Source organism: Trinickia sp., from assembly GCF_035492435.1.
GTDB lineage: Bacteria > Pseudomonadota > Gammaproteobacteria > Burkholderiales > Burkholderiaceae > Trinickia.
Genome location: NZ_DATJJF010000014.1, coordinates 1 through 21,853, shown reverse-complemented (window position 1 = coordinate 21,853; position 21,853 = coordinate 1). Strand labels below are relative to the sequence as shown.

Annotated in this window: 22 protein-coding genes; 18 read left to right on the top strand and 4 right to left on the bottom strand. The window is 62.3% G+C overall.

Translation table 11 applies throughout. From position 1 onward, the window contains the following. The first annotated feature begins 53 nt into the window (after positions 1-53). From coxB to VL598_RS01265, 5 genes are all read left to right on the top strand, one after another. Positions 54-1,448 (top strand): cytochrome c oxidase subunit II, encoded by a 1,395-nt coding sequence (coxB, locus tag VL598_RS01285; RefSeq protein WP_325324890.1) that lies wholly within the window; start codon positions 54-56, stop codon positions 1,446-1,448. Positions 1,449-1,507: 59 nt separating this feature from the next. Further along, positions 1,508-3,115, top strand: coding sequence for a cytochrome c oxidase subunit I (gene ctaD / locus VL598_RS01280; RefSeq protein ID WP_325324889.1), 1,608 nt, complete (start codon positions 1,508-1,510; stop codon positions 3,113-3,115). Between the two features lie 108 nt (positions 3,116-3,223). Further along, a complete protein-coding gene (locus tag VL598_RS01275; protein ID WP_325324888.1) occupies positions 3,224-3,352 on the top strand; it encodes a cytochrome oxidase small assembly protein in 129 nt (42 codons plus the stop codon). Between the two features lie 143 nt (positions 3,353-3,495). Beyond that, positions 3,496-3,696, top strand: a complete 201-nt coding sequence (locus VL598_RS01270; protein ID WP_325324887.1) for a DUF2970 domain-containing protein — start codon at positions 3,496-3,498, stop codon at positions 3,694-3,696. A gap of 114 nt (positions 3,697-3,810) precedes the next feature. Next, positions 3,811-4,668, top strand: a complete 858-nt coding sequence (locus tag VL598_RS01265) for a cytochrome c oxidase subunit 3 (protein WP_325324886.1) — start codon at positions 3,811-3,813, stop codon at positions 4,666-4,668. Positions 4,669-4,884: 216 nt separating this feature from the next. Here the strand turns inward: VL598_RS01265 and VL598_RS01260 are convergent, their stop codons facing one another. Beyond that, the gene (locus VL598_RS01260) at positions 4,885-5,094 is read right to left on the bottom strand and encodes a twin transmembrane helix small protein (protein WP_325324885.1); all 210 of its coding nucleotides are present in this window, start codon (positions 5,092-5,094) and stop codon (positions 4,885-4,887) included. Positions 5,095-5,205: 111 nt separating this feature from the next. Here VL598_RS01260 and VL598_RS01255 point away from each other — a divergent pair, with 111 nt between their 5' ends. The 7 genes from VL598_RS01255 (at position 5,206) to ptsP (ending at position 13,382) form a co-directional block, all read left to right on the top strand. After that, the gene (locus tag VL598_RS01255) at positions 5,206-5,913 is read left to right on the top strand and encodes an SURF1 family protein (RefSeq protein ID WP_325324884.1); all 708 of its coding nucleotides are present in this window, start codon (positions 5,206-5,208) and stop codon (positions 5,911-5,913) included. Next, positions 5,910-6,614, top strand: a complete 705-nt coding sequence (locus tag VL598_RS01250) for a cytochrome C oxidase subunit I (RefSeq protein ID WP_325324883.1) — start codon at positions 5,910-5,912, stop codon at positions 6,612-6,614. The genes VL598_RS01255 and VL598_RS01250 overlap by 4 nt, the downstream gene beginning before the upstream one ends. A gap of 44 nt (positions 6,615-6,658) precedes the next feature. After that, positions 6,659-7,768: a COX15/CtaA family protein gene (locus VL598_RS01245; RefSeq protein ID WP_325324882.1), complete on the top strand. Its 1,110-nt coding sequence runs from the start codon at positions 6,659-6,661 to the stop codon at positions 7,766-7,768. A 5-nt stretch (positions 7,769-7,773) separates the two neighbouring features. Next, a complete protein-coding gene (gene cyoE, locus VL598_RS01240; protein ID WP_325324881.1) occupies positions 7,774-8,679 on the top strand; it encodes a heme o synthase in 906 nt (301 codons plus the stop codon). An 8-nt stretch (positions 8,680-8,687) separates the two neighbouring features. Next, positions 8,688-9,299 carry an SCO family protein gene (locus VL598_RS01235; protein WP_325324880.1) on the top strand — a complete coding sequence of 204 codons (612 nt, stop codon included), beginning with the start codon at positions 8,688-8,690 and terminating at the stop codon, positions 9,297-9,299. Positions 9,300-9,502: 203 nt separating this feature from the next. After that, on the top strand, positions 9,503-10,606 hold the full coding sequence (nagA, locus tag VL598_RS01230) for an N-acetylglucosamine-6-phosphate deacetylase (RefSeq protein WP_325324879.1): 1,104 nt from the start codon (positions 9,503-9,505) through the stop codon (positions 10,604-10,606). A 187-nt stretch (positions 10,607-10,793) separates the two neighbouring features. Then, a complete protein-coding gene (gene ptsP, locus VL598_RS01225) occupies positions 10,794-13,382 on the top strand; it encodes a phosphoenolpyruvate--protein phosphotransferase (protein WP_325324878.1) in 2,589 nt (862 codons plus the stop codon). A gap of 173 nt (positions 13,383-13,555) precedes the next feature. Here ptsP and rpoH read toward each other — a convergent pair whose 3' ends face one another. Then, entirely contained in the window at positions 13,556-14,491 is a 936-nt protein-coding gene (rpoH, locus tag VL598_RS01220) for an RNA polymerase sigma factor RpoH (RefSeq protein WP_325324877.1), read from the bottom strand. 357 nt (positions 14,492-14,848) lie between these two features. On the opposite strand from rpoH, the gene VL598_RS01215 reads away from it, so the two are divergent. Both VL598_RS01215 and VL598_RS01210 read left to right on the top strand, forming a co-directional pair. After that, positions 14,849-15,415, top strand: a complete 567-nt coding sequence (locus VL598_RS01215; RefSeq protein ID WP_325324876.1) for an acyloxyacyl hydrolase — start codon at positions 14,849-14,851, stop codon at positions 15,413-15,415. A gap of 39 nt (positions 15,416-15,454) precedes the next feature. Next, a complete protein-coding gene (locus VL598_RS01210; RefSeq protein ID WP_325324875.1) occupies positions 15,455-15,841 on the top strand; it encodes a nuclear transport factor 2 family protein in 387 nt (128 codons plus the stop codon). 33 nt (positions 15,842-15,874) lie between these two features. Here VL598_RS01210 and ybiB read toward each other — a convergent pair whose 3' ends face one another. Then, positions 15,875-16,840, bottom strand: coding sequence for a DNA-binding protein YbiB (ybiB, locus tag VL598_RS01205; protein WP_325324874.1), 966 nt, complete (start codon positions 16,838-16,840; stop codon positions 15,875-15,877). Positions 16,841-17,077: 237 nt separating this feature from the next. Here ybiB and VL598_RS01200 point away from each other — a divergent pair, with 237 nt between their 5' ends. Together VL598_RS01200 and maiA are read left to right on the top strand one after the other, a co-directional pair. Beyond that, positions 17,078-17,797 (top strand): fumarylacetoacetate hydrolase family protein, encoded by a 720-nt coding sequence (locus VL598_RS01200; RefSeq protein WP_325324873.1) that lies wholly within the window; start codon positions 17,078-17,080, stop codon positions 17,795-17,797. Between the two features lie 42 nt (positions 17,798-17,839). Further along, complete coding sequence (maiA, locus tag VL598_RS01195) at positions 17,840-18,484, top strand: maleylacetoacetate isomerase (RefSeq protein ID WP_325324872.1); 645 nt, start codon at positions 17,840-17,842, stop codon at positions 18,482-18,484. A 118-nt stretch (positions 18,485-18,602) separates the two neighbouring features. On the opposite strand, the gene ftsY is transcribed toward maiA, so the two are convergent. Further along, a complete protein-coding gene (gene ftsY / locus VL598_RS01190) occupies positions 18,603-19,859 on the bottom strand; it encodes a signal recognition particle-docking protein FtsY (RefSeq protein ID WP_325324871.1) in 1,257 nt (418 codons plus the stop codon). Between the two features lie 279 nt (positions 19,860-20,138). Between ftsY and rsmD the strand changes: the two genes are divergently transcribed. Together rsmD and coaD are read left to right on the top strand one after the other, a co-directional pair. Then, a complete protein-coding gene (gene rsmD, locus VL598_RS01185) occupies positions 20,139-20,819 on the top strand; it encodes a 16S rRNA (guanine(966)-N(2))-methyltransferase RsmD (RefSeq protein ID WP_325324870.1) in 681 nt (226 codons plus the stop codon). A gap of 111 nt (positions 20,820-20,930) precedes the next feature. Then, positions 20,931-21,437: a pantetheine-phosphate adenylyltransferase gene (gene coaD, locus VL598_RS01180; protein ID WP_325324869.1), complete on the top strand. Its 507-nt coding sequence runs from the start codon at positions 20,931-20,933 to the stop codon at positions 21,435-21,437. Positions 21,438-21,853: the final 416 nt, after the last annotated feature.

Sequence of the window (21,853 nt, the reverse complement as noted above, 5' to 3'; positions counted from 1 at the left end):
CAGTGCGGGTACGCCATCAGACGGTAAGGAGACGGCACAGGGGGCGAGATTCGATGGAAAACTTCGGTAAGGAAGCTATGAAAACAATCAAGCGAGCCCTTGCGGGTCTACTCGCGGTGAGCGGGCTTGCCGGCGCCTCGGCCGCCTGGGCGGTCGGCAACAGTCCAGGTGGCCCGGCAGTCAACGAGATCAATTTGCAGCCGCCCGTGACCGCCATCGCCGAGGAACTTTATCGCCTCCACACGATGATGCTGATTCTGTGCACGGTGATTTTCATCGGCGTGTTCGGGGTGATGTTCTATTCGGTCTTCGCGCACCGGAAGTCCAAAGGCCACAAAGCGGCCAATTTCCACGAAAGCACCACCGTCGAGATCATCTGGACGATTGTTCCCTTCATTATCGTCGTGCTGATGGCTTTGCCCGCCACGCGCACTGTCGTCGCGATGAAGGATACGAGCAACGCCGATCTGACGGTCAAAGTCACCGGATATCAATGGAAATGGGGCTACGAGTACGTCAAGGGGCCGGGCGAAGGGATCCAATACTTCTCGACCTTGACGACGCCGCGCAGTGAAGTGAATGGGCAAGCTCCCATCACCGATACCTACCTGCAGGAAGTCGACAAGCCGCTCGTCGTGCCCGTCGACAAGAAGGTCCGAATCATCACCACCGCGGCCGATGTCGTGCACTCGTGGTATGTGCCCGCTTTCGGCGTCAAACAGGATGCGATTCCGGGCTTTTTGCGCGATACATGGTTCAAGGCGGAGAAAGTCGGCACCTTTCGCGGGTTTTGCACCGAGCTGTGCGGCAAGGAGCACGCTTACATGCCCGTCGTCGTCAAGGTGCTCTCGGCGGACGACTACGCAAAGTGGGTCGACGAACAGCAGAAGAGTAAGGCCGCAGGCCTTGATGATCCGAGCAAGACGTACACGATGGCCGAGCTCATGCAACGCGGGCAGCAGGTTTACTCCGCCAACTGCGCGGTCTGTCATCAGCCGAACGGTAAGGGCGCAGGCGCGTTCCCGGCGATCGACGGCAGCAAGATCGTGAACGGCCCCATCACACAGCACGTGAGCATCGTGCTGAACGGCAAGAATGCGATGCCGAACTGGGGCAAGACGCTCAGTGACGTCGAGATCGCGGCGGTCATCACGTATCAACGCAATTCGTGGGGCAATCACACGGGCGATACGCTGCAGCCGCGTCAGGTCGCGGATGCCCGCGATGGCAAGCTGCCTCAAGGTGGCGATCATCTGGCGGGCACATCGGCCGCAGCACAACTGCCCGGTGCAAACGGCGCAGCCACAGCCGGTGGCCCGCAGGCGTCAGTCGCTGCGCCGGCCGAGAAGTCACAGACCGGCGCAAACATTCACAACCCGCTGAAATCGGACAAGGGATTCGCGCGCGCCCAAGAGGCGGGCGATTCTCGTACGGCACCGGCGGTTTGACTGCTCGCTCGATGTGTTAAGCAGAGGCGGTGTGCATCCTTCGCTCTAGGAGATTCTTCATGTCTAGCATTGGGCACGATGTAGTCGCGGGCCACGGCCCCGAGGACCATGCACATGCGACTCCGCATGGCTGGCGTCGGTGGCTTTTTGCGACGAACCACAAGGACATCGGAACGATGTACCTGGTGTTCGCGTTCACCATGTTTCTTGTCGGCGGCGTTGAGGCGCTATTGATCCGTGCGGAGCTGTTCGAGCCTGGCTTGCAGATCATGCGTCCGGAGTTCTTCAATCAGCTAACGACGATGCATGGCCTGACCATGGTGTTCGGCGCGATCATGCCGGCCTTCGTCGGCTTCGCGAACTGGATGATCCCGTTGCAGATCGGCGCGGCCGATATGGCTTTTGCTCGGATGAACAATCTGAGCTTCTGGATGCTGCCGGCAGCGGCGGTGTTGCTCGTCGGCTCCTTCTTCGCGCCCGGCGGGGCGACGGCCGCGGGCTGGACGCTCTACACGCCGCTCTCCACGCAGATGGGCCCCGGCATGGACTTCGCGATCTTCGCGCTGCACATCATGGGGGCCTCCTCGATCATGGGCAGCATCAACATCATCGTGACGATCCTGAATCTGCGCGCGCCCGGCATGACGCTCATGAAGATGCCGATGTTCGTGTGGACCTGGCTCATCACGGCCTACTTGCTCATCGCCGTCATGCCAGTGCTGGCGGGCGCCATTACGATGGTCCTGTTCGACCGCCACTTCGGCACCTCGTTTTTCAACGCGGCGGGCGGCGGCGATCCGGTGATGTACCAGCACATCTTCTGGTTCTTCGGGCATCCCGAGGTCTACATCATGATTCTGCCGGCGTTCGGCATCGTTTCGCAGGTGATCCCGGCGTTCTCGCGCAAGCCGTTATTCGGTTACAGCTCGATGGTCTACGCGACGGCGTCGATTGCGATTCTGTCGTTCATGGTCTGGGCGCACCATATGTTCGTGACGGGCATGGCGGTGACCAGCCAGTTGTTCTTCATGTACGCGACGATGCTGATTGCGGTGCCGACTGGCGTGAAGGTGTTCAACTGGCTCGCGACGATGTGGCGCGGCTCGCTGACGTTCGAAACGCCGATGCTTTTTGCAATCGGCTTCCTCTTCGTCTTTACGATGGGTGGCTTTACCGGGCTCATGCTGGCGATGGCGCCGCTCGATATCCAATATCACGGCACTTACTTCGTCGTCGCGCATTTCCATTATGTGCTTGTCGCCGGGTCGCTCTTTGGATTGTTTTCGGGCTGGTACTACTGGTCGCCGAAGTGGACTGGCTGGATGTACAACGAGATGCGCGGGAAGATCCATTTCTGGGCGTCCATGATCTTCTTCAACGTGACGTTCTTCCCGATGCACTTCGTGGGCCTGGCCGGCATGCCGCGCCGCTACGCCGACTATCCGGCCCAGTTCACGGATTGGAATCAAGTGGCGACGATCGGCGCGTTCGGGTTCGGTCTCGCTCAGGTGTACTTCCTGTTTGCCGTCGCGCTGCCGGCCTATCGCGGCGGCGGCGCGCAGCAGGCGGCCGGGGACAAGCCGTGGGATGGCGCGATGGGCCTCGAGTGGACCGTGCCGAGTCCGGCCCCATTCCACACGTTCGAAACCCCGCCGACGGTCGAGTAATGGCAGCCCGGCGTTGCGCCTTTGCGCGGCGCTGCCAAACGGTGCGCAAGAGGCTCGAACCAAGACGCTTGCGCCGGATAGCGCGTTGGCTCACTGTGAACTAGGTCGATGAGCGGTCATGAGAGACGGACGCCGAACGAAATCCGCGCTAGCAATGTGCGGCTCGGCCTCGTTTTGCTTGGCGTGGTCGCCTTGTTTTTTCTTGCTGCTGTCCTGAAGCAGTGGTTGTTCGTTTGATCTTGTCAGGCGATGGGATGGATCGAGGATGAATGGCCACTTTGATGCAGACATCCGTTCGCTGTCGGCCGGTGCTGGAATGAGGCGATTTTCGGGTAGTGGGGCTGCCTTGCCTGAGGCAAGCTGATGGGGTGGGAGGCGGCATGACGGTGAGCGGTAGCAAGGGTGGCTTCGTCAAAACCATGAAAGCAGTGTTGTGGTCGTTCTTCGGCGTGCGCAGGGGGCGCGACCATGAAGCAGACATCGCGCAGCTGAATCCGCTGCACGTCATTGCAGCGGCGCTGATCGCGGCGGCCGCGTTTATCGGCGTGTTGATTGTGATCGTGCATCTGGTAGTGCGTTGACCCGTTGGCGGTGCACAAAGGCAGCGCACCGTGCGGCAGCAGAACAACGAAGCGGTGCGGTACCGAACGTTGCCCGCGTTGCGGAACAAACTGGACTGAAGTGGAGAATCAACGATGAGCGGTCAAAACGATAGTCCGTACTACTTCGTGCCACACCCATCGCGGCATCCGGTCACTTTGGCCGTCGGCCTCTTCATCATGCTCGGGTCGCTCGGGCTGTGGCTCAATGAGACGCCGTGGGCATCGTACACGATGCTGGTCGGTTTGCTCTGGCTGCTGTTCGTGCTTTGGCATTGGTTTGGCGATGCGATCTCCGAATCGGAGGGCGGGATGTACGGCAGGCGCGTCGACGTCTCGTACCGCTGGAGCATGAGCTGGTTCATCTTCTCCGAAGTGATGTTCTTTGGCGCCTTCTTCGGCGCGCTGTTTTATGCGCGTCAGATCGCGATGCACGATCTCGGCAGCCTCGACTACAAGCTGATCTGGCCAAATTTTTCGGGCATCTGGCCGAACGAGGGGCCGGCGGAGTTAGCGGGGCACTTCAAGCAGATGGTGCCGTGGCCTGTACCCACGATCAACACCGCGCTGCTCTTGAGCTCGGGGGCGACGCTGACTGTCTCTCACCATGCGCTACGCGAGAACCATCGCACACGAGCCATGGTCTGGCTCGCCGCGACGCTCGTGCTTGGGTTCAGCTTTCTTTGTCTGCAAGCGTTCGAATACATTCATGCGTACAAAGAGCTGAACCTCACGCTCGCATCCGGCATCTACGGCTCGACGTTCTTCCTGCTGACAGGGTTCCACGGATTTCACGTGTTCCTGGGCGGCACGATGCTGGCCGTCGTCCTCGCGCGCATGATTCGAGGCCACTTCACGGCCGATCATCACTTCGCGTTCGAAGGCGCCGCATGGTACTGGCACTTTGTCGACGTCGTGTGGCTCGGGCTTTATGTCGTCGTCTATTGGCTGTAACCGAATAACGCGAGTGGCTCGCTTTTCCTGCCAAGCGGGCCGCAGGTGGTTCGTGGACGCAGTGCGACTCGGATAATCACGCGCCGCCTTCGAATCGATCGAGGCGGCGTTAGTCTTTTGGGCTGTGTGCTGTTGTCAGTGCTGCGAACTGACGCAGGCGATTGGGGCCGGTTCGGGGGCCGGGTGCGCTGGCGCTCGACAGTCCTTAAGTGAATCTCAGCGGCCGATGGGCACTTGGCTGTATGGAATCCAGCCTAGCCAATGCGCGATGAGAATGAACAGAAAAAGCGAAATGGATAAGCCGACGCGCGTTGCAAGCGACCATACCATTCGCTTCGTTTTGCCCCGATCGTGCATCATGAAGTACAGGGCCGACCCCATGCTGCCGATAATGAGGATGAAAGCGATAGCGACGATGATATGCATGGGATCAACGAATAACCGTAAGGGCTACGCAATAGCCGCAATTATCGCACCCGCGGAAGCCGCCTGCGGCTGCCGCCGAGATATCGGCACGTGGCGGATAAGCTTCGACGCATGAAAATTCGACTACTTCCCGCATTGGCGATCCTCCTCGTCATGGCGGTGACGATTCGGCTCGGTTTCTGGCAACTCGACCGCGCTCACCAGAAAGAAGCACTCGCGGGGCAAATCGCTCGCTACGAGCACGCGCCGGCGCGCAACGTGACCGCTACCCCGATTGCGCTCAAGTCGATCGAGTTTCATCGAGTGCGCGCATACGGCCGCTTTTTGCCGCAATACGTCGTCTATCTCGATAATCGTCCCTATCGTGACCAGCCGGGCTTTTACGTCGTCATGCCGTTCCAGTTGGCTGACGGTGGGTATGTCCTCGTCAACCGCGGCTGGCTGCCGCGAAACGCGGTCGTGCGCACGGCCATTGCGCCTTACACGACTGCGCAGGGCGATGTGACGATCGAGGGTATTGCGCGTGCCGATGCGTCGCGCGCGTTCGAACTGGGGCACGGCGGGTCCGCGCCGCATCAGCTGATTCGGCAGAACCTGGATGTGAGCGCATACGCGGCCGAAACAGGGCTGCCGCTGCAAGCGTTCGTGATTCAGCAAACGAGTGACCTCGACGACCAGCTCGTGCGTGATTGGCCGGCGCCGGCCACGGGTGTCGAACGCAATTATGGCTACACGTTTCAATGGTGGGGCATGGCCGTGGCGGCGCTCCTCTTCGGCCTCTATGCGGCGCGGCGCGCCGCCAAAAATGTGACTGGATGAGGTGCTACGCTTTGTCGATACCGTCTTCGCCCACGCCCAATCCCGAGCGCAACACGCACCGCAGCGACGAGCGTGGCGTAGCGGGCTCTATCTCGCCCGCGAAAAAGAACGCCTCGCGTGGCTCTTGGCAGCGCGGACGCTGGATCCTGCTGCTGCTTGCCATCGTTGCGGCCGCGCCTGTGGTCGCTGCATACCTCGCTTACTACGTGTTCAAGCCAAGCTTGGGCACGACCAACTATGGCGAGCTGATCGAGCCCCAACGCGCTATACCCGATACCCTCGTCGTGACGGACGAAGCCGGCCAGCCCATGACGCTTGCTTCGCTGCGGGGCCGTTGGCTGATGATCTCCGTGGATGCCAGCGCGTGCGACACCACGTGTGCGACCAAGCTCTATTTCATGCGGCAAGTCCGTGCAACGCAAGCGGGTGAGCGGCAACGGATCGTGACGCTGTGGCTACGCACGGACAAAGGGCGGGTTCCGGACACGATCAAGGCGGCTTATCCCGACACACGGATGCTGATTGCCGATCCGTCCGCGCTGGCGGCCTGGCTTCCCGCCGAGGCGAATACGCGCGACCTGGATCACATCTATCTCGTGGATCCGAACGGCAACCTCATGATGCGTTTTCCGAAGGATCCGAATCCGAGCAAGATCAAGAACGATGTGACGAAGCTGTTGAAGTGGTCGAGCATCGGCTGAGTGGAATGACCAATGACAATACAGACGTTTTTTAGAGGTAGGGCATGTTCATAGTGCAGTTGGGGCTGATCGGACTTTGCGTTGCATTGCTGCCGCTCAGCTATGTCTGGGTGAAGGGTAGCGATGACAAGTTCCGTAAGCTCGTGTGGGTGACGACGTTCCTCACGCTCGATCTCGTCATGTTCGGCGGCTTTACGCGTTTGACCGATTCGGGGCTCGGCTGCCCCGATTGGCCGGGTTGTTACGGCACCGCATCGCCCTTCATTGCGCATGCGCAGATCGCGGCGGCACACGCTGCTCTGCCAACCGGGCCGGTCAGCATGACGAAGGCTTGGATCGAAATGATTCATCGCTATTTCGCGATGGCGATCGGTGTCCTCATCATCGCGCAGACCGCCATCGCCTGGGCCGCGCGCATGAGGCGTCGCCCGCTGCAGGTCTCGCCTTGGTGGCCGACGGCGTTGCTCGTGCTGATCGGCGTGCAAGGCGCCTTTGGGGCGTGGACGGTCACGATGAAGCTCCAGCCGATCATCGTCACGACGCATCTGCTGCTCGGGCTTGCGTTGCTGGGCGCCCTCGGGTGGCTCGCGGCACGTGCCACGCCGATTCCTGCCTACGAGCCCGAAGCGGCACGATATCGCGTTGCCGCCTTGGCTGGCCTGGCGCTCCTCGTCTTGCAAATCGCGCTCGGCGGCTGGGTGAGTACCAACTACGCGGTGCTTGCCTGCACCGATTTCCCGACCTGCAATGGCCAGTGGATTCCGCCGATGGACTTTGCACACGGCTTCCACTTGTGGCGAGCGCTCGGCATGACCGGCGACGGCGAAGTCATCACGCAGGACGCCCTCGTCGCGATCCATTGGACGCACCGCACGTTCGCTTTCGTTGTCATTGCCTATTTGGCCGGGTTGGCGCTGCGGCTACGCCGATTTGCGTCGTTGACACGGCCGGCGAACGGCATTTTGGCCGTGCTCGCGATCCAGTTTGCGACGGGGCTTTCGAATATCGTGCTGCAGTGGCCGCTGCCGATCGCGGTGGCGCATAACGGTGGGGCCGCGGTACTGTTGCTTTTGATCGTTATGATAAACTTTCGCACCGCCTTCAGCCGTCACGGCCACGCTGCCGTACCGACGCGCGACGCCGCTCCAGCGTAACCTTCATGGACAGCACAACACTTTCTCATAACCTAGGCTCGCGCCTTTCGCAGTATCTCGCGCTGACGAAGCCGCGCGTAACGCAGTTGGCCGTTTTTTGCGCGGTCATCGGCATGTTTCTTTCGACGCCAGGCATGGTGCCGTGGAAGGTGCTCATTGGCGGAACCGTCGGCATATGGCTCCTTGCCGGTGCTGCGTTTGCGATCAACTGCCTCGTCGAGCAAAAAATCGACGCTGCTATGCGCCGCACTGCCTGGCGCCCGTCGGCGCGCGGCGAGATCACGACTGCGCAAATTCTGCTTTTCTCGGCGGTGCTCGGCGGGCTCGGCATGGTCACCCTTTACGCGTTCACGAACGCGTTGACGATGTGGCTCACGGTCGCGACGTTCGTCGGCTATGCCGTCATCTACACGTTGCTGCTCAAGCCGGCCACGCCACAAAACATCGTGATTGGCGGTGCATCGGGGGCTATGCCGCCGGCACTAGGTTGGGCCGCTGTAACGGGCCATGTGCCCGGCGACGCGTGGATCCTCGTGCTGATCATCTTCGTCTGGACGCCGCCGCACTTCTGGGTGCTCGCGCTGTACCGGCGCAAGGACTACGAAAACGCCGGTTTGCCCATGCTGCCGAACACGCACGGCGAGCAGTTCACGCGGCTGCACATCCTGCTCTATACGATCATTTTGTTTGTCGTGACGTTGATGCCGTTCATTTCGGGAATGAGCGGCGTTGTCTATCTGGCATCGGCCGTGCTGCTTGGCGCGATCTTCCTCGCCTATGCGTGGAAGGTCTACCGTGAGTACACCGACGCACTGGCCCGCAAGACGTTCCGCTACTCGATCGTCTATCTTTCGCTGCTGTTTGCCGCGCTGCTGGTCGATCACTACGCGCGTGGTTTTATCGGGGCATGATGAACGACATGTTTGTCACTTCACTCGTGCGGCGCGTGCGCGCCGCATTGGTTGCGTGCGCCGTCGGCGGCGCCTTGGTGCTGGCGGGATGCGACAATAAGCAGCCCTCGTTCCAAAATCTCGACATCACCGGCAACTCACAGTTCGCAACGGACTTCGCGCTGCCCGATACCAACGGCAAGCTACGCACGCTCGCGGATTTCAAGGGCAAGGCTGTTATTCTGTTGGTCGGCTACACGCATTGCCCGGACGTGTGTCCGACGACGATGGCGGAGCTCTCGCAGGCGATGCAGCAGCTCGGGCCCGATGCGGCGCGCGTGCAGGTGCTGTTCGTCACTGTCGATCCGGCGCGCGATACGCCGGAGGTTCTGTCGCAATACGTTGCAGCGTTCAATCCTTCGTTTATCGGCTTGCGCCCGACGGACGCTCAACTGGCCAAGGTCGCCAAGGACTTTCGCGTCTATTACGCAAAGGTAGAGGGCAAGACGCCGGACAGCTATACGATGGACCATACGGCCGCGAGCTATGTGTTCGATCCGTCGGGCAAGTTGCGGCTTTTCGCTCGCGACGGGCAGGGCGTGCGGCCCTGGATTCATGATTTGAGACTGCTGCTGGGCTAATGCCCCCTCCGGTGCCTTGCCGCGTTCCCCTATACGGCATGGCACAGACTGGATGGATGCCGACTAAGCGGGTTATATAATGGGTTTCAGCTCGGTATAGCCCTCCATGAGGACATAGACGCATCGCCCATGCGCTCGCGCCGCTGGCTGCGCGCCTGCCCGCTGCGCACCGCAGCGCCCGCCTACCACCCAGACTCGACACCATGCTCAAGGGAAACATCCTGACGCCTGACGGCTGGATTTTCGGCACGCTCGCATTCGAAAACGGTCGCATCGCGTCGATCGATGGCGTGCGTGGGGATCCGGACACCAACGACGCACCCTATATCCTGCCTGGCTTCATCGATTTGCATGTGCATGGGGGGGGCGGTGCCGACGTCATGGAGGGCGGCACGGCGATCGACATCATCGCACGCACGCACGCTCGCCACGGCACGACCAGCCTGCTGGCCACAACGATGACTGCGCCGCGCAACGAACTGATGGCGGTGGTCGCAGGCTTGGGTGAACTCGCGCATCGGCGCACGCCGGGCGCCGCCCGCGTACTCGGTGTGCATCTGGAAGGGCCCTACATCAATCCCGGCAAGCTTGGTGCGCAGCCGGACGCGGCGGTATCGGCCGCACTCGACGAAGTGCTGCACTACCTCTCGCTCGCGCCGATTCGCGTCGTGACGCTCGCGCCTGAAATCGCCGGGCATCTGCAGATCATTTCAGAGATGGCGGCACGCGGCGTGCGCGTCCAACTTGGCCATTCGCTTGCCACCTATGACGACGCACTCGCAGCGCTCGAGCACGGCGCTTGCGGCTTCACGCATCTGTTCAATGCCATGTCGCCGATGCATCACCGCAACCCGGGGCTCGTCGGTGCGGCACTGGCGCACGCGGAGTTTGCCGAGATCATTCCCGACCTCTTGCACGTGCACCCGGGCGCGATTCGTGCTGCACTGCGTGCCATTCCGCGTCTTTACGTTGTGACGGACAGCACGTCCGCCACCAGCATGCCCGACGGCGAATATTGGCTCGGCAGTCAGCGCGTAACGAAATGTCTAGGCGGCGTGCGCCTTGCCGACGGCACGCTCGCCGGCAGCACATTGACGATGGATGACGCACTGCGCAACCTGGTCGCGCTCGGCTTGCCTCTCGCCGATGTATCGAACCGCATGTCGCGTTACGCGGCTGACTATCTCGGTATCGAGGATCGGGGCCGGATTGCGCGCGGTGCGTGGGCCGACGTCGTAGTCTTGGAGCGTGGCCTCACCCTTGCGGCAACGTATGTGGAAGGGGAAGCGATCGTCGACAATGCCTGACGATGCGCTTGCCGCAATCGCTGCGCCACATCACAACTGAGACTGTGCACGAGCACGGCGTTACAGACATACTGACTGCGTTACCCACTGAAGCGCCGAAGCACGGCGAGACGATGCGGTGCAACTAGCGGCACGGGTTCACCGAACCGTGCCGAATGGCTGACACCGCATAAGGCGAGGTGTAACGATGGAGCGTGCCGAGGACTCCCAATCGATGGGCCAGATCGAGGACGGAATCGTCTTGCTGGCGCCGCTGGCCGGTATCGTAGTGTTGTTGGCCGACGTGCCGGACCCTGTTTTCGCGGGCGGCATGTTCGGCGATGGCATCGGTATCGACCCGCTCGACGGCCGCTTGGTGGCGCCGTGCGACGGCGTCGTCACGCATTTGGCGCAAGCCGGCCATGCGGTGACGCTGCAGACGCCCGCGGGTGTACAGATTCTGCTTCATGTTGGCATCGACACCGCTCAACTCAACGGGCAGGGCTTCACGACTAAGGTGACGCACGGCGAGGCGGTGAAAGCGGGCGATCTTTTGATCGAGTTCGACCCGAATCTCGTCGGGGCTCAGGTGCCAAGCCTCGTCTCCGTCATGGCGATTGCCAACTCGGATGTTTTTGAGGTCGCTCAATATGCGACGGGCGAGGGGCGCACGAGCGTCAAGGCCGGCGACACGCTGCTCGTCTTGCGTCGAAGATCTGGCGCCACAACACCCATCGATGCCGCGCCGGACTCAGTGATCGAGGCGTCGAGCATCATCACCCTGTCTGCTCAAGGCGGGCTGCACGCGCGGCCGGCAGCGCGCACACGTGAAGCAGCACGCGGCTTCGATGCGCGTGTGGAGGTGAGCCATGGGACGCGACGGGCGAACGTTCAGAGTGTCGTCGCGCTGATGGGCCTAGGTGCGGGACAAGGCGCGACGGTGGAAGTCCATGGCCGTGGCCCGGATGCGTATGAGGCCGTCGAAGCCGTTGTCCGCGAGCTGTTGCGCGAAACGCTTGGGGCGCTCGACGAGATGCCGGCGCGCTTCGCGGTGCCGGCGCCCAGTGAGGCACCGCGCAGGCTCGACACCTCGCACGATTCGAACACGCTTGCAGGCGTGTGCGCTGCGCCCGGCATCGCTGTCGGCCCGCTGATGCATTGGGGCGTCACCGAGCCGAATGTGCCTGAGATGGCGAGCGTCCCGCCGGCCGCGGAAAGCAGAAGGCTCGATCGTGCACTTTCCGCCGCCGACGCGGCGCTGCACGCGATGGTGCGCGATGCATCCCAGCGCGGCGCCGTCGGCGAGGCGGGTATTTTTGCCGTGCATCGTGTGCTGCTCGATGACCCGACGCTCGTGGACATGGCGCGGGATCTTATTAGCCTCGGCAAGAGCGCGGGGTTCGCATGGAGGGAGGTCATCCGCGCCCAGACAGCAGTCCTTGCCGGGGTGGAAGACAGCTTGCTTGCCGAACGCGCGGCCGATCTGCGCGATCTGGAAAAGCGCGTTTTGCGTGAGCTCGGCTATTGGCGCGAGACCGCTCGCGCGCTGCTCGACAATGCGGTGCTTGCCGCGCCCGAGTTCACACCGTCGGACTTGGCTTCGCTCGATCGAGCCCGCATCGCCGCGCTTCTGATGGCAGGCGGCGGCGCAACATCACATGCAGCGATCATTGCTCGCCAGCTCGGGATCCCTGTGCTCGTTGCGCTTGGCGATGCGATTTATGCGTTACCCGAGGGCGTGGCAGTCGTCGTTGACGCCAGCGCAGGCAGGCTCGAGTACGCGCCGAGTACACTCGACGTCGAGCGTGCGCAAGCGGAGCGACAGCGTCTTTTGGGTGTGCGCGAGGCGAACCGACGCTTGTCGCACGAGGCGGCGACAACGCTGGACGGCCGTTCGATTGAAGTAGCCGCCAACATTGCGACGCTGGACGACGTGGGAGCTGCGCTCGAGAACGGCGCGGACGCCGTCGGTTTGCTGCGCACGGAACTGCTTTTCATGCATCGAGCGACGGCACCGAGCGTGGAGGAGCATCGCGCGAGTTATCAATCGATCGTCGACGCGCTAGCAGGGCGCACTGCGGTCATGCGCACGCTCGACGCCGATGCTGACAAAGCGGTGCCCTATCTGAAGCAGCCACACGAGAGCAATCCCGCGCTTGGCCTACGCGGCGTGCGGATTGCGCAAGTGCGCCCCGATCTGCTTGACGAGCAACTGCGTGGACTCATTGCCGTGACACCACACGGCTCAGTGCGAGTACTGCTGCCGATGATCACCGATGCCGACGAACTGCGGCGCCTGCGCGAGCGCATCGACGCGCTTGCACGTGCCGCTGGCCGCATGCACCGTCTCGAAGTAGGCGCCATGATCGAAGTGCCCTCGGCCGCGCTGCTCGCGGATCAAATTGCGCGTTACGCCGACTTTCTCTCAATTGGCACGAACGACCTCACGCAATACACGCTCGCCATGGACCGACGCCAATCTGAGCTGGCGGCGCGGGCCGACAGTCTGCATCCGGCCGTGCTGCGGCTCATCGATGCGACCACGCGCGGGGCCGCGAAGCATGGCAAGCCGGTCGCCGTCTGCGGTGCACTGGCCGCCGATCCGCTCGCTGTGCCAGTGCTCGTCGGGCTGGGGGTGACTGAGTTATCCGTGGTCCCCGTGGCGCTTCCGGGCATCAAGGCGCGTGTGCGCCGTTTGGATTATCGACTATGCCGCCAGCGCGCTCAGGATCTGCTGGCGCTCGAGTCGGCGCAGGCCGTAAGATCGGCAAGCCGCAAGATATGGCCGACCGATTAGCGCGCGAACGGCGTCTTTAGTCCGTGAGCGACATCGACCAACGTTCGAGCATTGGCGTGGTGTCCGGCCACAGGGCATAACGAGAGACACCCCGCGGCCTAATCGGCGGCAGGGTGTTTTTGGCAGGCAGGATGTATTTTTGCGTGGAGCCTTAGCACCCCACCCGCAGTGGCTTACTGGTAAGCGGCGAGCGCGTTGCGCATTTTCTTCATGGCGCTCGCCTCGATCTGGCGAATGCGCTCGGCCGAAACGCCGAATTCGTCGGCAAGCTCATGCAGGGTCGAGCCACCCGAGCCGTCATCTGCGACATTGAGCCAGCGCGCCTCGATGATGCGGCGGCTGCGCGCATCGAGCGAATCCAACGCCTCTGCAATACCGTCCGTCTGAAGCTTGTCGCGCTGGCGCGCAGCCAGCACGGCGGCGGGCTCGCTATGCGGATCGGTCAGATAGGCGATCGGTGCGTACGACTCCTCGCCATCCTCAATGTGGCTTTCCAGCGCGACGTCGCCCCCGGAGAGGCGCGTTTCCATTTCCGTCACTTCCTCGCGCTTCACGTTCAGCTCTTTGGCGAGGCCGTCGATCTCTTCGGGCGTAAATGCGTGCACGTCCTGCTTGTGGCTGCGCAGGTTGAAGAACAGCTTGCGCTGCGCTTTGGTCGTTGCCACCTTGACCATCCGCCAGTTGCGCAGGATGTACTCGTGAATCTCGGCCTTGATCCAGTGAATCGCGTACGAGACCAGGCGCACGTTTTGCTCGGGGTCGAAGCGCTTTACGGCCTTCATGAGGCCGATGTTTCCCTCCTGGATCAGATCCGCATGAGGCAAGCCATAGCCGAGGTAGTTACGCGCGATCGAGACGACGAGCCGCAGGTGTGAGAGCACGAGCCGGCGCGCGGCGTCCAGGCTATTGCGATTGCGATATTCGGTGGCGAGTTCGCGCTCCTCCGCAGCCGTCAACATCGGAATGCGATTGACGGCCTGGATGTAGGCGTCGATGTTGCCAAGCTGGCCGGGCAGCATCGACATGGGCGCGAGCGTCAGAGCACCCGCCGATTCGGCCTTGGCAGGTGCCGGGGCGAGAGGGCTCGGAAGGGGCATTGCGTTGCTCACGTGCGAGACTCCTTGGTAATCAGACTACCGCTCAGTCACAAATTCGACTCCACGCGGGATATTAGCACTCCCTGGAGTCGAGTGCTAAGCGTTTGAAATCGCGAAGCAGCCCAAAGTTCCCTCGTAACTATCAAAAATGCGAGGCGATAGGTGACTAATCTCACTCCCGCAACGGGGCCCGGAATTCATGCCATATCACGTCAACACGCAGACCAGTGGCAACGGCCTTGCTCGTTCGCGCCTCTCGCGTAGAAGCATGCATTGATGCGATGAAATAGAACCCCGACCGTCATTGCGGCGAGTTCGTCTCCGATATAACCTGCTATGGCCCTCTAAACGACGCCATCGGAGGTCTGTGTGAAAAACATCAGTCGGAACCGGTGTGCGCCCGTTTGGTGCGCCGGCGCAACGGCCGTGTTGCTGGCGTCGGTTGCATCGGCCGCGCGCGCCGACACCTTTGGCGCGCAATTGACGGGTGGCATAGGAGAGCACGGCGTCAAACAGGTCGATGTCGGGTTCATGTGGGATCCGGGTATCCAGTGGTGGTACGTTCGCGGGTGGCACTTTTCGCTTGTCGGCGAGGCTCACGTCGGTTACTGGCACACGAACCAGGGCCCATCGAACAACAACGTCTTCGGACTCGGCGTGACACCGATCGTGCGCTTCATCCAGGATACCGGCGAGATCAGACCTTACGTTGAAGTCGGAGCAGGGGTGCGCGGCCTCACGCATGCCACCATCAACGCAAACTACAGCCTTGGGACGGCCTTTGGATTCACGTTAGTGGGCGGCGTCGGCTTGCAATTCGGCAGTCGTCAGCAGTATCAGGTCGGGCTACGCTATCAACATACCTCAAACGGCGGTATCAAAGAGCCGAATCCTGGTATAGATTTCACCCAGCTATACGTGCAATACAACTTCTGACCGGGCGTCCATGCGACGCTTGGAGGTGGGAGCTTAGCGATGGCGGCAAAGGTGATTGAAGCGATTCGCGGGCTGGAGCAGGAGCGGTTTCGCGCAATGGTAGACGGCGACGTTTCGCTGCTTTACCAATTGCTTTCGGATAACGCGAGCTTCATCCATACCAACGGCAAGCGTGAAACGAAGCAGCAGTTCATCGACGCGATTTCCGGCGGGCATCGCCGCTATCGGCAAATCGAAGTCCAGTCGCAGGATGTGCTGCCTGTCGGCCGCGAAACGTGCCTCGTCACTGGGCGCGCCCTGTTTGAAATGGAAGCGAACCACGGAGCGCTGCTCTATCCGATTGCCTATACGGCCATTCAGGCCCAAGAGAGCGGCCTTTGGCGCCTTCTTGCCTGGCAAGCGACGCGCTGCGCGCTCGAGGCGTGAGCGCGTGTGTCGCGATGCTGGCCGAGGCGTGCGCTAGGCATGCCGCGCAATCCGAGCAATCTGCACGATCGTGTTCACTTGCCGCGCGAGCGTCGGCGGCACCGGTATTTTTCCCGCCAGCACGGAATCGATCCACTCGGCCGTGGTCGCTGCGTCGCGCGATTCCGGGAGCGCGACGGGCTGAACGTCAGGAGACGAGCGCTCCGGCTCGACAAGCGTGTCGGCGATGCCATCGTGCAGCCAGTCGATCTGCACCTGCCGGCGCGTATCGGCGACGGCCTCGCCTTCCGTTCCGCGCGCGAGCAACGCGCCGCCCGCCGCAGCCTCGGGGTGGCCGAGAAAAAGCGCTGCGAGGCTTTCCCGATACTCAGGATGCGTGTAATTGACGAGCCGCAAGCCCGCCGGTGCGAATGGCTGCAGCAGCTTCACCAAAGTGTGCGTCGAGTTGCGCACGCCCATGATCCGGCGCAGCGCGAGCAGCCGTGCCAGCTTCGGCGCAAGCACGTCGATCGACACAAAGGCGACGCGCCGCGTGGCGAGTTCGTTCTCGATCGCGGCATGTGAAGTGGCCGGCGCGATACCGAGTGCGCCGAAAATCTCGGCACTGGTTACCCGGCCCGGATCGGTCGTGACGCCATGCACGAGCGTCGGAATGCCTTCGCGCGCGAGCAGCAGCGCGAGCAGCGGCACGAGATTAGGCTGCTTGCGCGCGCCGTTGTAGCTCGGAATCGAGATGGCAAGACGCGCAGCATCGGCCACGCGCACCGGCTCGAACGACGCATGAGCGGCCGCAAGCATGGCGGCCAGCTCGGCGGCCGTTTCGCCTTTGATGCGATAGGCGAGCAGCACTGCGCCGAGCTCGACGTCCGAAACGCGGCCGTCGAGCATCGCGTTATAGAGCGCATACGTGTCTTCTGGCGACAGGGCTCTGGCGCCATGGGCGCCGCGCCCAATTTCTTTGATAAAGCGGGCGCAGGGGAAGGATGTGGCTTCTGTCATCGGAGGCAATGGGGGCTATGTGCTCCCCGAGTTTGCGTTAAAACGTCACTGAGTATGCCATGCGGCGCCTTCCGGCAAGGTCCGCTAATGGGCGGTTATTGAGCGGCGAGGGGTTGCGACTGGGTTGCGACTGGGCGGTCCAGCCTCCTTATGGAAGGGTTGCCGCCGCGTTACACTGAGGGCTCGCGCGTCGCGGCGCTGCTGTCGACGCCGATCCACAATCCGAATGGAGAACAGATGGACTACGCATTCGCCCCGGCGCCTGCGATCACGGTGCCGATCGTTGAACGAGTGGGAGGCGCCGCCACCGCAAGCCAGCATTTTCCGGTACGCCGCATTTACCTCGTCGGTCGCAACTACGCGGCACACGCACGCGAGATGGGCCACGACCCTGACCGCGAACCGCCGTTCTTCTTCGCGAAGCCCGCTGATACCATCCTTTATGCCGCGCCCGGCGTCACGGCCGAATTCCCCTATCCAACGCTGACGAGCAATGTCCACTTCGAAATGGAACTCGTTGCCGCGCTGGGCAAGGGCGGCAAGGACATTCCCGTCGAGCGTGCGCTCGAACATGTCTACGGCTATGCGCTCGGCCTGGACATGACGCGGCGCGACCTCCAGGCGGAAGCCAAGAAACTCGGCCGCCCGTGGGACGCGGCAAAGGGCTTCGATCAGTCGGCGCCGCTCGGTCCGATTTACCCGGCGTCTGAGGTCGGCCATATCGATCGCGGTGCGATTTGGCTCAAGGTCAACGGCGTCGACAAACAGCGCGGAGACATCTCCCAGCTGATCTGGTCGATTCCCGAGACAATCGCCATTCTGTCGACGCTGTTCGAACTGCAGCCGGGCGACCTCATTTTCACGGGCACGCCGGAGGGTGTCGGCGCGGTGACGAAGGGCGACGTGATGACGGGGGGCGTCGACGGCCTTGGCGACATCAGTGTGCGCGTTGTGTGAGTGACGCGACGAGCGGAGTCTGACATCGCACGGGAGGTTCGGATGAAGCTGTACAGCTATTACCGCAGTTCGGCATCGTATCGCGTGCGCATTGCGCTGAATCTGAAGAACCTGCCGTACGACTACGTGCCTATCCACCTCCTGCGCTCGGGCGGGGAGCAGTTGCATCTCGATTATCGCAAGCTGAACCCGGATGCGCTCGTGCCGACGCTGGTGGACGGCGACGTCGTGCTGAGGCAGTCGCTCGCCATCATCGAGTACCTGGACGAAACGCATCCTGAGCCGTCGCTACTGCCGCGTGCTCCAGCCGATCGTGCCTACGTCAGGGCGGTCGCGCAGCAAATCGCCAGCGATATCCATCCGCTCGATAATTTGCGTGTGATCAAGTATCTCGTCGAGGAGGCCGGTGTGGGCGACGAGATCAAGAGGAACTGGTACCGGCACTGGATCGAGGCCGGCTTCCGTTCGCTCGAGACACAGCTGTCGGCCGAGCCTCGGGTCGGCAAGCTGGTGCTCGGTGACGAGCCGACCGTCGCCGACCTTTGCCTCGTGCCGCAAGTCTTCAATGCCCATCGCTCGCACATCGACATGCAGCCTTACCCGACCATTCAGCGCATCTACGACTATGCGTGCACGCTGGACGCATTCGCGCGCGCGGCGCCGGGTGTACAGCCCGACGCGCAATGAGAGGCCATAAGGTGACCTAAGCGGCCCTAAGTCGACTGTCTGTGACCGCGTCCCCCGCTCACCTTGCGTTGCGCGACGGACACGCGCTTAGCGGCTCGTCGAGCAGCGTGACGCTGCGTCAGCCCAGCAGCGCGTCGACAAACTCCTCGGCGCTAAACGGTTGCAGGTCTTCGACCTTTTCGCCCACGCCGATGAAATAGACCGGCACGGGCCGCTGCCGTGCGATGGCCGCGAGGATACCGCCTTTCGCCGTGCCGTCGAGCTTTGTAACGATGAGGCCGGTCAACGAAAGCGCATCGTCGAACGCCTTCACTTGCGCGAGCGCGTTCTGGCCGGTATTGGCATCGATGACGAGCAGCACCTCGTGCGGTGCGCCGTCGAACGCCTTACCAATCACGCGTTTTACCTTCTTCAGCTCCTCCATCAGATGCAGCTGAGTCGGAAGTCGGCCGGCCGTGTCGGCCATGACGACATCGATCCCGCGTGCGCGCGCAGCGCTGACCGCGTCGAAGATTACAGCGGCCGGGTCCCCGCTTTCCTGCGAGACCACCGTGACGTTGTTGCGCTGGCCCCAAATCGCGAGCTGCTCGCGCGCGGCAGCACGAAAGGTGTCGCCGGCGGCGAGCAGGACTGACTGGTCAAAATGCTGCAGGTGCTTGGCGAGCTTGCCAATGCTGGTTGTCTTGCCCGCGCCGTTGACCCCCGCAATCATCGTCACCATGGGCTGCGCACGGCCGAGGACGAGCGATTTTTCAAGCGGCTTCAAGAGATCGACGAGGAGTGTACGCAGCGCCGCCTTGACTTGTTGTGGCTCGGTGAGCCGTGCCGTGCGGACTTTGTCGCGCAGCGCGCCGAGGAGGTACTCCGTCGCCTCGACGCCGGCATCGGACATGAGCAGCGCCGTCTCGAGTTCTTCGTAGAGCTCATCGTCGATCTTGGCGCCGACGAAGATCCCCGTGAGGCCTGCGCTCGTCTTTGCCAGCCCCGTTTTGAGCCGTGCGAGCCACGACTGCTTCGCGGCCGGTTCTGGCGGCGGCGGAGGTACGATTTCGGCGGTCTCATTGGCGGGCGCGGCGCTTGCGGGCGGCGTGCTCATGACCTCACTGGCCATGCTGGCACGCGTGGGCAAGGAGGCATCGCCTGCGTGCGCAGGCGATGGAATCCGATCGGCCTCTTCGCGAATGGTCTGCGCGGATCGTTCGCGGGACTCCGCCGTTGCGTTGGCGGATGCTTCCGACGGCACGAAGGAGGGCGCCGGGGAGGAGGGCACTGTGGAGGAGGGCGTCGATGCCGCCTCGTCCGCAGCGCGCTCATTGGTCTCGTTGCCGTTATCGGGCGTTTTCGAGCCCTTGAATCGTTTGAAAAAGCTGAACATGGTATCGGGCGTTGGAATTCGCGCGGCGAAGCTAAGGAGCAGCGGGCACCGGTGCAGGCGGAGTGCCGTGTGATGCGGCGACAATGTGCGGCCTAAGACGCGCGAAAGAAGGGGTCCATTCTATCAGGGGCGACCTGTCCCGCGACCACACTGGCGGGCGCACACGTATGCGGTGTGGTAACGTTGGCCGTCAGCGTCGCCGCCATGCTTGTGGCGCGCCGTCGAGTTCGTCCGCGTTGATCGCATTTCTTTTAATTTCTTGCATTTTCGACTGTCCGCATGCGCCGTTCCTCGTCCCCTTCGTTCTCCCGGTCTGTGTCGGACGCGGCGCCTGCATCGGCCGCACGTGCGCCACGCTCGCCCGCCGCGGCAGGTGCCAGCGGTTCTGCACGCGGCGGCAAGCCAAACAGCGTGCGGATCATCGGCGGCGATTGGAAGCGCACGCCCTTGCCCGTGCTCGATATCGAAGGGCTGCGGCCGACGCCCGACCGCGTGCGGGAGACTCTGTTCAACTGGCTGGGCCAACGGCTGGACGGCCAGCGCTGCCTCGATCTTTTCGCCGGCAGTGGCGCGCTGGGCTTCGAAGCTGCCTCGCGGGGCGCACAACGTGTCGTGATGGTGGAGCGCAATCCTCGGGCTGCGCAGCGACTGCGTGAGAACCAAGCGCGGCTATCGGCGCGCATGATCGAAATTGCAGAGGCGGACGCGTTGCGGCTTGCGGCAAGCCTGGCGCCTGCTTCTTTCGACGTGGTTTTCCTTGATCCTCCCTTTGGCACCGGCATGCTCGAGCGTGCGCTCGAGCTTTCGTTGCCTCTCGTCAGCCCGGATGGGCAGTTGTATGCGGAATCGGCGGAGCCGCTCGATACACATGCACCGTTGTTGGCTGGATGGTCAATTGTTCGTCGTGGCAAGGCGGGAGCGGTCCATTATCATTTGCTGCGTCGTCAAAATGATGAATAATGCGCGTTTCAAACGTGAGCCCGGGCGTGCTGACGCGCTCGGTGCACTTGTCACGGCCGGCGGTCCCGGTCCGTGCGAAGCGTCCATGACGAACGATAAGAGGAGATGCCGATGGTAATCGCCGTGTACCCAGGTACATTTGACCCGCTCACGCGGGGTCACGAGGACCTCGTGCGCCGCGCGGCGAGCATATTCGACACCCTCGTGGTCGGTGTGGCCGACAGCCGGGCCAAGAAGCCGTTCTTCGCGCTGCAGGAGCGCTTGGACATTGCTCGGGAAGTGCTCGGCCACTACTCGAACGTGCAGGTGATGGGTTTCGAGGGGCTCCTGAAAGACTTCGTAAGAGCGAATAATGCCCGTGTCATTGTGCGCGGGCTGCGGGCGGTGTCCGATTTCGAATATGAGTTTCAGATGGCGGGAATGAACCGCTACCTGCTGCCCGATGTCGAGACAATGTTCATGACGCCGTCGGACCAGTATCAGTTCATTTCAGGCACCATCGTCCGCGAGATCGCGCAATTGGGCGGCGACGTCAGCAAGTTCGTCTTTCCGTCGGTGGAGAAATGGCTGAAAGACAAGGTCTCTCAGCTGGCGCAAAGCGCAGGGCAGCAGCCTTAAGCGCGGGGCCGCGGCTCTAGAAGCCCCCCGAGTGGGCATCACTTGTTCCCTACGAACCGCGGCATGATTGCAAGTGGGCTTTGCCACTGGCGTTGCAAGTTCGCTAGCCATGGCACGGTGCGCAGTGGTAACCAGCTTTCAACCGGGGTGGTGGCGGCGTAATTATGTCGCCCGCCCGGGGTAAGCCTATCCACGTTACCAGTCATGCGCGCTTACAGCGTTCGTTGTGACAGAAATTCAGGCCGATCGGTCCGGCAGGAAGCAGGTCAAAGATTTTTAAAGCGTTAGCGCTCGCTGGCGTCCCTGGTCGGAAATCTCCTTGAGCAACTGCGATTTGAGTCGTGGCATCAAGGTTTGATATTTTTGATTTTGATTGTCATTGTCATCTTGCACGGTATAGCCGGCGCGCGCCGCAT